Genomic DNA, 13274 nt, shown 5'->3' on the forward strand with positions numbered 1-13274 from the left:
CACCGGCGGACCGACGCGGCATGCTGATCCCCATGGCGGGATTCCGGGACCTCGTGGGGCGGGCACTGCAGGCCGGGCTGGACCTGCTGAACAAGCAGGCGGACAGCCAGGGTCGGCAGCAGGGCCGGGAGCAGGACCGGCAGCAGGACCGGGGCGGGCCTCCCCCGGGCCGGCCGGGACCGTCGCCCGCGGGCGGTGGCGTGCGGACCGCGGCCGCGAACGAGCGTGCCGGCGCGATCGCCTACCAGCCCGACCTCGACGGTGCCGCCGATCCGGGCGAGGTCGTGTGGACCTGGGTGCCCTACGAGGAGGACGCCTCGCAGGGCAAGGACCGTCCCGTGCTCGTCGTCGCCCGCGGCAAGGACGGCGACCTGCTCGGCCTGATGCTCTCGAGCCAGGGCCACCGCCGCGACGACGCGCACTGGCTGAGCGTCGGGTCGGGCCCGTGGGACCGCGAGGGGCGCGAGTCCTTCGTCCGCCTCGACCGCGTCCTGGAGATTCCGGAGGACGGCATCCGGCGCGAGGGCGCGATCATGCCCGCCGGGGCGTTCGAGCACGTGGCGGACGAGCTGCGCAGCGGCTACGGCTGGCGCTGACCACGCGAGGAGCCGCTACCCTCCAGCCACCGACCCGGCGCCCTGTCCGGGTTTCGATCGTCCTCCGTCACCGCGTCGCGGCTGCTCGGCCGGGCCCGAGGGTGTAAGGAGTGCCCGTGCCGATCGAGCCCGCGTCCGTCTCGCCCTCCGTGTCCTGCGGAGCCTGCGGCGAGCCCACCACCGGAGAGGACGCGCGCTGCGAGGCCTGCGGGCGCCGTCCCGCGGGCGTCGAGCACGCCGAGGACGTCCTCGAGAACCCTGATACGGGGACCGCCGCCCTGATCGTGCTGGGCGCCGGCGTCACCGACCGCGGACACCGCCGCCGGCGCAACGAGGACGCGTTCGACCTGGTCCGCGTCGCCACCGACACCGGCGACGTGGTCGTCGCCGTCGTCTGCGACGGGGTCGCCTCCGTGCCCGGCGGTGCCACGGCGTCGCGCGCGGCCTGCGACGTCGCGGTGGCCGCCGGCCGGGAGGCGCTGGCCGGCGGGCAGGATCTCGACGAGGCCGCCGCCACCACGGCCGACGCCGCGCGCCGGGCCGTCGCCGCGCTCGCGCCGGGTGCCGGCCAGGCCCCGGCGTGCACCTACGTCGCGGCCGTGCTCGACGCCGAGCGCGCGGTGGTGAGCTGGGTCGGCGACAGCCGTGCCTACTGGCTCTGCCCCGCGACGCCCGAGGACTCGGCGGTGCTCACCGAGGACGACTCGTGGGCCGCCGAGATGGTGGCCGCCGGCGTCGTCGGCGCGGAGGACGCCCTGTCGGACCCGCGCGCGCACGTCATCACCCGCTGGCTCGCGGCCGACGCCCCGGACGTCGTCGCCCGCCACCGCAGCTGGGTCCTCGACGACACCGGCGTCCTGCTGCTGTGCAGCGACGGGGTGTGGAACCACCTCCCCGACCCCGCGGTGCTCGCCGCGGCCCTGCCGTCGGCGACGACGCCCACCGACGCGGACGGGGTGCACGCGGGCGCGCTCGCCCTCGTCGACGCGGCCCTCGACGACGGCGGCCACGACAACGCCACCGCCATCCTGCTCGCGGTCGGTCGGGCCCCCGGGGCCTGAGCGGTCACAGGGGTGTGCGCGACGCCAGGTGGGCCGGCGTCATCGCCAGGGCGATCATGACCTCGCCCGCGTCGACGTAGGCACGGTCGGGGATCTGCTCGAGCTTCGTGCGCGTGCGCGGGTCGACGCCGTAGTCGTCGGCCACGGCGAGCACCTGCCACCGCCGCAGCGGGAAGCGCTCGCCGTCGAGGACGGCGCGGAATCCGGGCACCCCTCCACGGGTACCGGCGGCCGCCGCGGTCGACAACGTGAGCGTTCCGACAGCCGGAGTTCACGCCACGGGTAACGCCCGTGTCCCGTGCAGCAACGCCCCGGTCAGCCGCGCGCGCGGGTCGGCGGCCACGTCGAGGGGGTCGGGCTCGACGTCGGCGCGCACCAGCAGGTCACCGAGGGCGGCGATCATCGCGCCGTTGTCGGTGCACAGCCGGATCGGCGGGACGCGCAGGGTGAGGCCGGCGGCGGCGCAGCGCTCCTCCATCAGCGAGCGCACGCGGGAGTTCGCCGCGACCCCGCCGACCATGAGCAGGGTGTCGGCGCCCTGGTCGGCGCAGGCGGCGACGGCCTTGCGGGCGAGGGTGTCCGCCACCGCCTCCTGGAACGAGGCCGCGACGTCGGGCACGGGCAAGGTCCCGTCGTGGGCCTCGACCCAGCGGGCGACGGCGGTCTTGAGCCCCGAGAACGAGAACGTCCACGGCGGGTCGGACGGACCGGTGAGCGGGCGCGGGAAGGCGATCGCGCGCGGGTCGCCGTCGCGGGCGGCGCGGTCGATCGCCGGACCGCCCGGGTAGGGCAGGCCGAGGAGGCGCGCGACCTTGTCGAACGCCTCGCCCGCGGCGTCGTCGACGGTGTCGCCGAGGTGCACGATCTCGTCGCGGGCCAGGTCGCCGACGCTGAGCAGCGACGTGTGCCCGCCCGAGACGATGAGCGCGACGCAGCGCTCGGGCAGCGGGCCGTGGTCGAGCACGTCGACCGCGGCGTGCCCCGCGAGGTGGTGCACGGCGTAGAGCGGCACCCCGGCGGCCAGGGCGTACGCCTTGCCCGCCGCCAGCCCGACCTGCAGCGCCGGGCTCAGACCGGGCCCCGCGGTGACGGCGACCGCGGTGACGTCGGCGAGGTCCACCTGGGCGCGCTGCAGCGCCGTGCGCACCATCGGCGCCATCGCCTCGAGGTGCGCGCGCGCCGCGACCTCGGGCACCACGCCGCCGAAGCGCGCGTGCTCCTCCATGCTCGACGCCAGCGCGTCGCCGAGGAGCACCCCGCCCGAGACCAGGCCCACCCCGGTCTCGTCGCAGGACGTCTCGATGCCGAGGACCAGGGGCGCGCTCACCCCGTCATTCTGCCCTCGCTGAGACATGACCCTCAGGCCGGCACCAGCCGCCGGCGGGTGCGGTCGGGGTCGGCGCGGTACCAGGCGAGGGTGGCGGCGATGCCGTCGTCCCAGTCGCTCGCGCGGGTGGCGAACGAGGCCCGGAACGCGGAGTCGTCGACGAGGAAGGGCTGCTCGAACTGGTAGAGCAGCTCGGCGCCCTCGCGCGCGATCGGCGAGACGAGGCGCATCGCCGCGACCATCGCCGGGGTGATCCGGCCGACCCGGGGCTCGTGGCCCGCGGCGGCGAAGACGCGCTCGACGAACCGGCGGCCGGTGATCGCCGGCGGCACCGGCGTGTGCCAGACGCGGCCGGTGGCGCTCGCCGGGGCGAGGGAGAGCTCGACGAGCGCGGCCCCGACGTCGGGGGTGTAGCCGGCGGTCATCGGGAGGTCGGGGTCGCCCGGCCAGCGGACCGTCCGGCCCTGCGCGGCCTCGCCGAAGACCCCGGCGGCCAGGAGCGACTCCACGCCCGGTCCCCACAGCTCCGGCGCGCGCCCGATCACGGTCTCGACCTCGCCGCGCGCGTGCGCGGCGAGCACCATCTCGGCGAGCCACGCCCGCAGCACGCCCTTGGACGACACCGGCGCGACCGTCGTGTCCTCGCGCATCGGGGCGTCGACCTTCCCGTACATCCAGGTGTCGTCGGCGAACACCAGCCGCGCCCCCGCCGCGCCCGCGGCCGCGAGCAGCGCCCGGGTGACCGCCGGGAACGCGGCCCGCCAGGTGGTGAACGGCGGGTTCACGCAGTGGTGGACCACGACCGCGTCGCGGCAGACGTCCCGCATCGCGGCGGCGTCTCGTGCGTCGGCGGCGACCGCCTCGCCGCCCTCGACCGGGGTGCCCGACCGCGTCACCGCCCGGACGGGCAGCCCACGGCGCACGAGGTCGGCGCAGACCGCCCGCCCGATCCCACCGCCGGCGCCGACGACGACGTGCGTGCTCATGAGCTGGTCTCCTTCTGGTGCGGGGTGTCGGGGGTGCCGAGCATGCGGTCGAGACCGGCGGCCGCGACGCCCGCCGGGAGGGCCGCGACGAGCGCGTTCCGCGCGGCGACCGCGAGCGGCGAGCGCCAGAGGGCCACCTCGCCCGCGCGGCGGGAGCGTCGCGCCACCGCCTCCGCGCCGGGGCGCCGGCGGGCCTCGTAGGCGGCGAGGGACGCCGGGTCGTCGGTGGCCTCCTCGGCGAGGGCCACCGCGTCGAGGAACGCCTGGGCCGCGCCCTGGCCGAGGTTCGGGGTCATCGCGTGGGCGGCGTCGCCGAGCAGGGCGATCCGGCCGTGGTGCCAGGAGCGCGGCGGGCGCAGGTCCTCGAGCGCGTGCACGAGCACCGGTCCCTCGACGGCGTCGAGCACGGACGGGATCGGGTCGTGCCAGCCCGCGAGTCGCGCGCGCAGCCAGGGCAGGTGGTCGTCGCGCGGGACCTCGGCGGTGGGTACGACGGCGTAGAGGTAGGTGCGCGCGCCGGGCAGCGGGCCGAGCCCGACGAGGGCGCCGTTCCCCCAGCTCTCGCCGCCCTCGGCCAGGTCGTGGGCGGCGATGAGCCGGAACGTGGTCTGCCCGGTGGGTCGCGGCACGGCCTCGGGCCACACGGCGGCCCGGATGGTGCTGCGCAGGCCGTCCGCGGCGACGACGAGCTCGGCGGGGTGCTCCCCGCCGGCGTCGTCGTGGACCACCGCGGGCCGGGCGGCGTCGCCGGGGTCGACCCGGCGCACCCCGACGCCCGTCGTGACCTCGGGGGCCGCGGTGCGCAGCAGGGCGTGCAGGTCGGGGCGCCGCAGCACGACGACGCCGTCACCCTGGCGCCGGCGCAGGTCGGCGGTGTCGGTGCGGGCGAGCCAGCGGCCCGACATGGTGCGGATGCCGCCCCCGACCTCGACGGTGCCCGCGGCCCGGGCCTGCGCGCCGAGCCCTCTCGGACCGGGACCCAGCACGTCGAGTGCCCGCAACGCGTTCGGCCACACCGCGATCCCCGCGCCGGTCTCGTCGGGTTCGGACCTGCGCTCCAGGACCGTGACGTCCCATCCGTGCCGGCTCAGCGCGATCGCGCCCGCCAGCCCGCCCAGCCCCGCGCCCACGACCACCGCTCGTGCCATGACCCTCACTCCTCTACGTCTGTAGTAGGACGTACTCTACGGGTGTAGAGGAAGCCGACGGAAGGGGACGAAAGGTGGAACGCCGGGACGTCCTCGCCGACGCCGCGATCGCGGTGCTCGCCCGGGCGGGCAGCCGCGGCCTGACCCACCGCGCGGTCGACGGCGCCGCCGGCCTGCCCGAGGGCACGAGCTCGTACTACTTCCGCACCCGCTCCGCGCTTCTCCAGGCCTGCGTCGACCGGATGGCGGCGCGGACGCTGTCCGAGATGGCGAGCGGGGCGCCACCGGGGCCGGCCACGGTCGACGGTCTCGTCGCGGCCGCCGTGGCCACCGTCGGGCGCTGGCTGGCCGACGACCAGGAACGCCTGCTGGCGCGCTGGGAGCTCGCGCTGGAGTCGACGCGACGCCCCGAGCTGGGCGCGGCCCTGCAGGCGGCGGGCGCCCGGGTGCGCGAGCGCGTGGCCGCGACGTTCGCCGCGCTGGACATCACCGAGCCCGAGCGCCGGGCCCACGACCTCGTCGCCTGCCTCGACGGCCTCGCGTTCGACCAGCTCGCCGGCGCCGGGGCCCCCCGCGACACCGCGGCGCTGCGGGCCGCGATCACCGACGTCGTGCGGGGGTTCACGGGGGCGCCGTGACGGCTCTCCCTCTCGATCTCCCGGGAGTGTCGTGAGCGCTCCCGCCGCGGACAGCACTGGTGACAGCACTGGTGACACCGTCGAGAGATCGACACGGAGAGCTCACGCCACGGGGACCCCCCGCCGATCCCGCGCCACGAGCACCAGCACCGCGACGGCCAGGACGATCTCGACGAGGAACCCCGTCTGCTGGAGCACCGCGTCGAGCAGCGGGAAGTGCGCGAGGTGCAGGGAGTGGAACACCGTGTGGGGCACGGTGAAGACCAGGAACGCGACGACGGCGGTGATCACCACCCGCCGGTCGAGCCACCAGGCCGCGAGCGCCAGGGCGACGCCCATGGCCAGGGTGCCGGCGCCGACGTCGCGCACGAGGTGCTCGTTGTAGGGCGGGAGCAGGGCGACCCAGGGCGTGCCGCCGTACGGGAAGGCCTCGTAGAAGGCCACGGGCAGGAACAGCGCCCAGAGGCCGACGACGAACTGGATCGCCGCGAGGGCGCCGAGCAGGATCCTCATCGCGCGACCTCCGCCCGGGCCGCGAGGAACTGCTCGAAGGTGACGACGCCGTCGGCGTGCTCCGGAGTGAGGTGGGCGCCGTACCGGTAGCCGCGGGCGATGGCCCCGGGCAGGCGCAGCGGGACGACGATGCGGCGCCGGCCGGAGGCGGCGAGCCAGGCGCGGGCGAGGTCGGCCATCAGGCGGATCTCGGGGCCACCGAGGTCGCTCGCGCGGCCCTGCGCAGGACCGTCGACGAGATCGGCGAGACGGTCGGCGACGTCGTCGGGCGCGACGGGCTGGAACGAGGTCCCGGCGAGCACGGGCAGGATGCCGATGCGCGCGGCGGAGGTGAACACCTGGACCAGGAGGTCGTGGAACTGCGTCGCGCGCAGGATCGTCCACGGCAGCCCGGACTCCTGCACGACGCCCTCGGCCCGGACCTTCTCCCGGTAGTGGCCCAGCGGGATCGCGTCGGCGCCGACGATCGACACGAAGACGAGGTGCGGGGTGCCCGCGCGTCGGGCGGCCGCGACGAGGTGCTCGGTCGCGGCGGCGTCGCCCGTCGGGGCCGTCGCGCAGTGCACGATCGTCGAGACGCCGGCGACGGCCTCGTCGAGGCCCTCGCCGGTCGCCAGGTCGCCGACGACACGGCCGGGCCCCGGCCGGCGACTGAGTACGCGCGGCCGATCGAGCCGGGCGACGAGCGCGCCGCCGAGCCTCCCCGTCCCGCCCGTCACGAGCACGGTCATGGTGTCTCCTCCCGAGGCCGTCGGGCGCCTCGGTGCGGCGCCCGTCAGGAAGGTCGACCGGACAGCTCGTCGGAACGTGACACCTGCCCGGCGAGGAAGGTGAGCTTGTCGGGGTTGCGCAGGAAGCGGACCCCCCGGATGTGGTCGCCGTCGGCGTCGACCGCGACCACGCCGACGAGCTCGCCGTCCTGGAAGCCGAGCAGGGCCGGGGCACCGTTGACCTCCGCGGCCGCGCCGGTCCCCCGCCACCGCGACGGCCCGAGGATGCCGACGAGGAACCGCGCCACGGCGTCCCGGCCGTGCACGGGGCGCCGGGCCGCACGGACCCTGCCGCCGCCGTCGGACCAGACGGTGACGTCGGCGGCGAGCAGCGACTCCAGGCCCGCGACGTCGCCGTCGCGGGCCGCCGCGACGAAGCGCGCCAGCAGCGGCCCGACGTCGGCGCGGGGCGGGGCCGCGGGCGCCGTCGCGAGGTGCCGGCGGGCCCGGGTGTGCAGCTGGCGGGACCCGGCCTCGGTGACGTCGAGCACCGAGGCGACCTCGGCGTGGCTGTGCCCGAACGCCTCGCGCAGCACGTAGACCGCGCGCTCCGGGGGCGTGAGCCGTTCCAGCGTCGTCAGCAGGGCGAGGGACACCGACTCGCGCTCCTCGACCGTCGCGGCCGGGCCGGTCGCCGGATCCGTCGTGAGGATCGGCTCGGGCAGCCACGGCCCGACGTAGGTCTCGCGGCGCGCCCGCGCGGAGTCGAGGCGGTTGAGGCACAGGCGGGTGACGACGGTGGTCAGCCAGGCGGCGGGGTTGTCGATCGCGTCGCCGTGGCCCGACCACCGCAGCCAGGCGTCCTGCACGACGTCCTCGGCGTCGTGGGCGGACCCGAGCATGCGGTAGGCGAGCCCGAACAGCCGCGGGCGCTGCGCCGTGAACGTCTCGGTGGCGTCCCTCACGACGACCATCCTGCCCGGGAACACTTGCCTTCGACCGCACTCGAAGTCCTACGGTCGAGGGCGTGAGCGTGACGACCGAACGTCTGCGGGACCTCATCGAGACGATGCCGACCGAGCTGCCGCCGCTCACGGTCGAGCTGGTGCGCGACCTCGACATCGCCGAGCACCTGGCGATCGCGGACGTCGCGGCGCTGACCGGCCTGTCGCCGCACACCCTGCGCTACTACGAGCGGATCGGGCTCGTCGACGTCGCACGGGACGCGGGCGGGCGCAGGGTCTACGACCGGGACGCGGTGGGCCGGGTCGTGTTCATCACGCGGCTGCGCGACTCGGACATGCCGATCGCGTCGATCGCGCGCTACGTCGAACTGGTCAAGCAGGGCCCGGAGACCGAGCCGGAACGCCTCGCACTGCTCGAGGCGCACCGCGCCGACGTGCTCGTCCGCCTCCGCGACCTGCAGGCGGCCCTGGCCGTCGTCGACTACAAGATCACCACCTACGGCGGGGCCTGCGGCAGTTGAGAAACGGACACGACGCTCTCCCGAGAATTGTTCACGACCTGCCGTGACATTCCCCAGTCGGCACCCCGTCGTCGTGCCGTCCACCGACCTCCGGGGCGCTCCGAGCCGGACCTTGCTGCCGAGGGGAACCGGCTGCTCTGATCTGGGGATCATGGGCCGCGCCGGAGCCGACCGTCGTCCGACGCGCACCGCGTCCGGCCTGGCGATCGCGCTGCTCTCGGCGTTCTCCTTCGGGCTCGCCGGGCCGTTCGCGGCCGCGCTGCTCGCGGTGGGCTGGTCGCCGCTCGCGGTGGCGCTGGGCCGGCTGGCCGGCACCGCGGTCCTGCTCGGGGTGCCGCTGGCGCTCGTGTTCGCCCGCGGGTGGCGTCCGCGCGCCGGCCACCTGCGCGCCGTCGTCGTCTACGGGATCGTCCCCCTGGCCGGCGCGCAGGTCTGCTACTTCAACGCCGTCGACCACCTCTCGGTCGGCGTCGCGCTGCTCATCGAGTACACCGCGCCGGTCCTGTTGCTCGGCTGGATGTGGGCACGCGGCGGCGCGCGTCCGAAGCCGGCGACGCTGCTGGGTGCGGCGCTGGCCGTGGCGGGCCTCGTGCTCGTCCTCGACGTCGCCCGCGGTGCGGAGTTCGACGTCGTCGGCGTGCTGTGGGGCCTGGCCGCCGCGGTGTGCCTGGCGGCGTACTTCCGGCTGTCCGCCGATGCCTCCGACGAGAACGGCCCGCCCGCGCTCGTGCTCACCGCCGGGGGCGCGATCGTCGGCAGCGCCGTCGTCGTGCTCGTCGGGGCCGTCGGGCTGCTGCCGCTCACCGCGACGACGACCCCGATCGCCCTCGCCGGGTGGACCGCGCCGTGGTGGGTCGGCGTCGTGCTCGTCGCGGCGCTGTCGACGACGCTCGCCTACCTCACCGGGATCGCCGCCGTGGGGCGACTGGGGTCCCGGCTGGCGTCGTTCGTCGGGCTCAGCGAGGTGCTCTTCGCCGTGCTGGGCGCATGGTGGCTGGTGTCCCAGCGCCCCACTCCCACCCAGGTCGCGGGCGGCGTCCTGGTCGTCGCCGCGATCGCCCTCATCCGCTGGGCCGAACCGCCCCCGTGAGCGGAATTCACGGCTATCACCGTGAATTCCGCTCACGGGGGGTCAGGCGCCCTCCGCGTCGCCCTCGGCCTCGAGGAAGGCCTCGCGCAGCTGCTCGACCATGGCGGGATCGGGCTCGGCCCAGAGCCCGCGGTCCACGGCCTCCAGCAGGCGCTCGGCCATCCCGTGCAGCGCCCAGGGGTTGGCGTCGCGCAGGAACGCGCGGTTCTCCGGGTCGAGGACGTAGTTCTCGGTGAGCGAGCCGTACATCCAGTCGCTCACCGTCCCCGCCGTCGCGTCCCAGCCGAAGAGGTAGTCGACGGTCGCGGCCATCTCGAACGCGCCCTTGTAGCCGTGGCGGCGCATCGCGGCCATCCAGCGCGGGTTGACGACGCGGCTGCGGAAGACGCGCGCCGTCTCCTCGATCAGCGACCGGGTCTTCACGTTCTCCGGCCGCGTCGAGTCCCCGACGTACGCGGCCGGCGCGGCCCCGGTGAGCGCGCGGACCGTGGCGATCATGCCGCCGTGGTACTGGTAGTAGTCGTCGGAATCGGCGATGTCGTGCTCGCGGGTGTCGATGTTCTTCGCCGCCACCGCGATCCGCCGGTACGCCGCGCGCATCTCGTCGACCGCCGACTCACCCTGGCGCCCGCGGCCGTACGCGTGCCCGCCCCACGTCGTGTAGATCTCGGCGAGGTCGGCGTCGCCACGCCACTCGCGGGAGTCCATCGCCTGGAGCAGACCCGCGCCGTAGGCGCCGGGGGGCGAGCCGAAGATTCTTGTCGTCGCCTGGGTCCAGCTCGACCCGGAGGCCGCGTCGGCCCGGGCGTGCGCGGCCACGAAGTTGTCCTCGTCGGCCTCCTCGAGACCCGCGACCAGCTGCACCGCGTCGTCCATCGTCGCCACGACGTGCGGGAACGCGTCGCGGAAGAACCCGGAGATGCGCAGGACGACGTCGACGCGGGGCCGACCGAGCTCCTCGGTCGGCGTCACCTCGAGGCCCGTGACCCGGCGCGACGCCTCGTCCCACACCGGCCGGACGCCCATGAGCGAGAGCGCCTCGGCGATGTCGTCGCCGCTCGTGCGCATCGCCGCGGTGCCCCACAGCGACAGGCCGACCGACGTCGGCCACTCGCCCTCGTGGTCCTCGCGGTACCGCTCGAGCAGGGAGTCGGCGAGCATCTGCCCGGTCTCCCACGCCAGCCGCGAGGGGATCGCGCGCGGGTCGATCGAGTAGAAGTTCCGCCCGGTCGGCAGGACGTTGACCAGCCCGCGCAGCGGCGACCCGCTCGGCCCGGCCTTCACGTGCCCGCCGTCGAGGGCGTGCAGGACCCCGGTGATCTCCTCGGTGGTCCGGTCCAGGCGCGGGACGACCTCGGTCGCGGCGAAGGTCAGGATGTCGGTGACGACGGGATGCTCGGTCCCCAGCACCTCGACGGTGACGTCGTGTGCGACAGCGCCCAACCCCCGGGGATCCGCCCAGCCCTGCTTCTCCATCCCCAGCACCAGCGAGTGCGCGGTCTCCTCGAAGCGGTCGGTGTCGGCGCGCGACGTGGTCCCGTCCTCGACCATGCCCAGCGCCTCGCGCAGTCCGGGCAGGGAGTTCGTGCCCGACCACAGCTGCCGCGCGCGCAGGATCGCGAGCACCATGTCGACGCGCTCCTGCCCGCCCGGCGCCTGGCCGAGCACGTGCAGGCCGTCGCGGATCTGCGCGTCCTTGATCTCGCAGAGCCAGCCGTCGAGGTGCATGACGAAGTCGTCGAAGCGCTCGTCCTCGGGCTGGTCGGAGACGCCGAGGTCGCTGTCGAGCTTCGCGGCCTGGATGAGCTGCCAGATCTGGCCGCGGATCGCCGTGATCTTGCCGGGGTCCATCGCCTGGATCGAGGCGTACTCGTCGAGCAGCTGCTCGAGACGGGCGAGGTCGCCGTACGACTCGGCGCGGGCCATCGGCGGGACGAGGTGGTCGACGAGCGTCGCGTGCGCACGGCGCTTGGCCTGCGTGCCCTCGCCCGGGTCGTTGACCAGGAACGGGTAGACCAGCGGAAGGTTCCCGAGGATCGGGTCGGGTGCGCAGGACGCCGACAGCGCCGCGGTCTTGCCGGGCAGCCACTCGAGGTTGCCGTGCTTGCCGACGTGCACCAGCGCGTCCGCGCCGAACGTGGTCTGCAACCAGCGGTAGGCCGCGAGGTAGTGGTGCGAGGGCGGCAGGTCGGGGTCGTGGTAGATCGCGATCGGGTTCTCCCCGAACCCGCGGGGCGGCTGCATCATCACGACGACGTTGTCGCGCTGCAGGGCGGCGACGGTGATGGCGTGATCATGGATGAACATCGAGCCGGGTGCCGCGCCCCAGTGCTCCTCGACGCCGGCGCGGAAGTCCTCGGGCAACGTGGCGAACCACGCGGTGTACTCGTCGACGGGCACGCGCGCGGGGTTCGCGGCGAGCTGCTCCTCGGTGAGCCAGTCCTGGTCGTAGCCGCCGGCGTCGATGAGGGCGCGGATCAGGAGGTCGCCGTCCTGGACGTCGAGCCCCGGGACGTCGCCGATGGTGTAGCCGGACTCCCGCATCGCGGCGAGCAGCCGCACCACCGACGCCGGGGTGTCGAGGCCGACCGCGTTCCCGATCCGCGCGTGCTTCGTCGGGTAGGCGCTGAGCACCAGCGCGATCCGCTTCTCGGCGTTCGGGACGTGGCGCAGGCGCGCGTGCGACACCGCGAGCCCCGCGACGCGCGCCGCGCGCTCCGGGTCGGCGACGTACACGGGCAGGCCGTCGGCGTCGGTCTCCTTGAAGGAGAACGGGACGGTGATGACGCGCCCGTCGAACTCCGGCACGGCCACCTGGTTCGCGGCGTCGAGCGGGCTCACGCCGTCGTCGTCGCCGAGCCAGTCCTCGCGGGACCGCGTCAGGCACAGGGCCTGCAGGATCGGGACGTCGAGCCCCGCGAGCGCGCCGGTGTCCCAGCTCTCGTCGTCCCCGCCCGCGCTGGCCGTCGCGGGCTTGGACCCGCCCGCGGCGAGCACGGTGGTGACCAGGACGTCGGCCTGCCGGAGCACCGCGACGAGCTCGTCCTCGGGCGCGCGCAGCGACGAGCAGAACACCGGCTCGGGCACCCCGCCGGCGTCGACCACCGCGCGGCACAGGGCGTCGACGAACGCGGTGTTCCCGGCCATGTGGTGCGCGCGGTAGTAGACGATGGCGACCCGGGGGCGGGCCTTGTCCGCAGCGAACGCGCTGTTCGCTGCTTCTATGCGCGCAAACTCCCCGTTCGCTCCCTCGACGGAGGCAGGGTCCCAGCCCTCGAGCCGGCCCCAGTTCGGCATCTCGGCGGGCGGGTCGAAGCCGTGGCCGGTGAGCAGGACGGTGTCGGAGAGGAAGTGGTGCAGCTGCGTGAGGTTCTCCGACCCGCCCTGGGCGAGGTAGAGGTGCGCCTGGGTGGCGACGCCGACGGGGACGGTCGACGACTCCATGAGCTGCGCGTCCGGGCTCTGCTCGCCGCCGAGCACGACGACCGGGCGCGGCTGCGACGGCGCGAGCAGGGCGTCGAGGCCCGCCTCCCACGCCTGGCGCCCACCGAGCAGGCGCACGACGACGAGGTCGACGCCCTCGAGCAGGGCCTCGAGGTCCTCCACCGCGACCCGGGCGGGGTTCGCCCAGCGCCAGGCACCCTCCTGCCCCGGGGTGCTGGCCCGCGCCGAGCGCAGGTCGGTGTCGGACGTCGACAGCAGCAGCAGCACCGGCGCTC

13 protein-coding genes are annotated in these 13274 nt (G+C 75.4%); 5 read left to right on the top strand and 8 right to left on the bottom strand.

All coding sequences use genetic code 11. The features are described 5' to 3' along the window. Positions 1-32: 32 nt before the first annotated feature. Both PH191_RS15675 and PH191_RS15680 read left to right on the top strand, forming a co-directional pair. Positions 33-596, top strand: coding sequence for a type II toxin-antitoxin system PemK/MazF family toxin (locus PH191_RS15675; protein ID WP_274195550.1), 564 nt, complete (start codon positions 33-35; stop codon positions 594-596). A gap of 116 nt (positions 597-712) precedes the next feature. Continuing rightward, positions 713-1657, top strand: a complete 945-nt coding sequence (locus PH191_RS15680) for a PP2C family protein-serine/threonine phosphatase (protein WP_274195551.1) — start codon at positions 713-715, stop codon at positions 1655-1657. A 4-nt stretch (positions 1658-1661) separates the two neighbouring features. Here PH191_RS15680 and PH191_RS15685 read toward each other — a convergent pair whose 3' ends face one another. Genes PH191_RS15685 through PH191_RS15700 form a run of 4 tightly spaced genes read right to left on the bottom strand, consistent with a single transcriptional unit; the run spans position 1662 to position 5118 of the window. Further along, positions 1662-1868 carry a DUF2795 domain-containing protein gene (locus PH191_RS15685; RefSeq protein WP_274195552.1) on the bottom strand — a complete coding sequence of 69 codons (207 nt, stop codon included), beginning with the start codon at positions 1866-1868 and terminating at the stop codon, positions 1662-1664. 60 nt (positions 1869-1928) lie between these two features. Then, positions 1929-2984 carry a tRNA (adenosine(37)-N6)-threonylcarbamoyltransferase complex transferase subunit TsaD gene (tsaD, locus tag PH191_RS15690; RefSeq protein WP_274195553.1) on the bottom strand — a complete coding sequence of 352 codons (1056 nt, stop codon included), beginning with the start codon at positions 2982-2984 and terminating at the stop codon, positions 1929-1931. Between the two features lie 32 nt (positions 2985-3016). After that, positions 3017-3970, bottom strand: coding sequence for an NAD-dependent epimerase/dehydratase family protein (locus PH191_RS15695; RefSeq protein ID WP_274195554.1), 954 nt, complete (start codon positions 3968-3970; stop codon positions 3017-3019). Beyond that, a complete protein-coding gene (locus tag PH191_RS15700) occupies positions 3967-5118 on the bottom strand; it encodes an FAD-dependent monooxygenase (RefSeq protein ID WP_274195555.1) in 1152 nt (383 codons plus the stop codon). Before PH191_RS15700 ends, PH191_RS15695 begins: the two co-directional genes overlap by 4 nt. Before the next feature lie 74 nt (positions 5119-5192). On the opposite strand from PH191_RS15700, the gene PH191_RS15705 reads away from it, so the two are divergent. Continuing rightward, complete coding sequence (locus PH191_RS15705) at positions 5193-5756, top strand: TetR/AcrR family transcriptional regulator (protein WP_274195556.1); 564 nt, start codon at positions 5193-5195, stop codon at positions 5754-5756. A 102-nt stretch (positions 5757-5858) separates the two neighbouring features. Here PH191_RS15705 and PH191_RS15710 read toward each other — a convergent pair whose 3' ends face one another. Genes PH191_RS15710 through PH191_RS15720 form a run of 3 tightly spaced genes read right to left on the bottom strand, consistent with a single transcriptional unit; the run spans position 5859 to position 7953 of the window. Further along, positions 5859-6269 (bottom strand): hypothetical protein, encoded by a 411-nt coding sequence (locus PH191_RS15710; RefSeq protein WP_274195557.1) that lies wholly within the window; start codon positions 6267-6269, stop codon positions 5859-5861. Further along, positions 6266-7000: an SDR family oxidoreductase gene (locus PH191_RS15715; protein WP_274195558.1), complete on the bottom strand. Its 735-nt coding sequence runs from the start codon at positions 6998-7000 to the stop codon at positions 6266-6268. The genes PH191_RS15710 and PH191_RS15715 overlap by 4 nt, the downstream gene beginning before the upstream one ends. Positions 7001-7044: 44 nt before the next feature. Then, positions 7045-7953, bottom strand: coding sequence for an RNA polymerase sigma-70 factor (locus PH191_RS15720; protein ID WP_274195559.1), 909 nt, complete (start codon positions 7951-7953; stop codon positions 7045-7047). 53 nt (positions 7954-8006) lie between these two features. Here PH191_RS15720 and PH191_RS15725 point away from each other — a divergent pair, with 53 nt between their 5' ends. Then, on the top strand, positions 8007-8465 hold the full coding sequence (locus PH191_RS15725; RefSeq protein ID WP_274195560.1) for a MerR family transcriptional regulator: 459 nt from the start codon (positions 8007-8009) through the stop codon (positions 8463-8465). Positions 8466-8616: 151 nt separating this feature from the next. Next, entirely contained in the window at positions 8617-9555 is a 939-nt protein-coding gene (locus PH191_RS15730) for an EamA family transporter (protein WP_274195561.1), read from the top strand. A 42-nt stretch (positions 9556-9597) separates the two neighbouring features. Here PH191_RS15730 and cobN read toward each other — a convergent pair whose 3' ends face one another. Beyond that, the gene (gene cobN / locus PH191_RS15735; RefSeq protein WP_274195562.1) at positions 9598-13266 is read right to left on the bottom strand and encodes a cobaltochelatase subunit CobN; all 3669 of its coding nucleotides are present in this window, start codon (positions 13264-13266) and stop codon (positions 9598-9600) included. Between the last annotated feature and the right edge of the window lie 8 nt (positions 13267-13274).

This window comes from Actinomycetospora callitridis, from assembly GCF_028737265.1.
Classification (GTDB): Bacteria; Actinomycetota; Actinomycetes; order Mycobacteriales; family Pseudonocardiaceae; genus Actinomycetospora; species Actinomycetospora callitridis.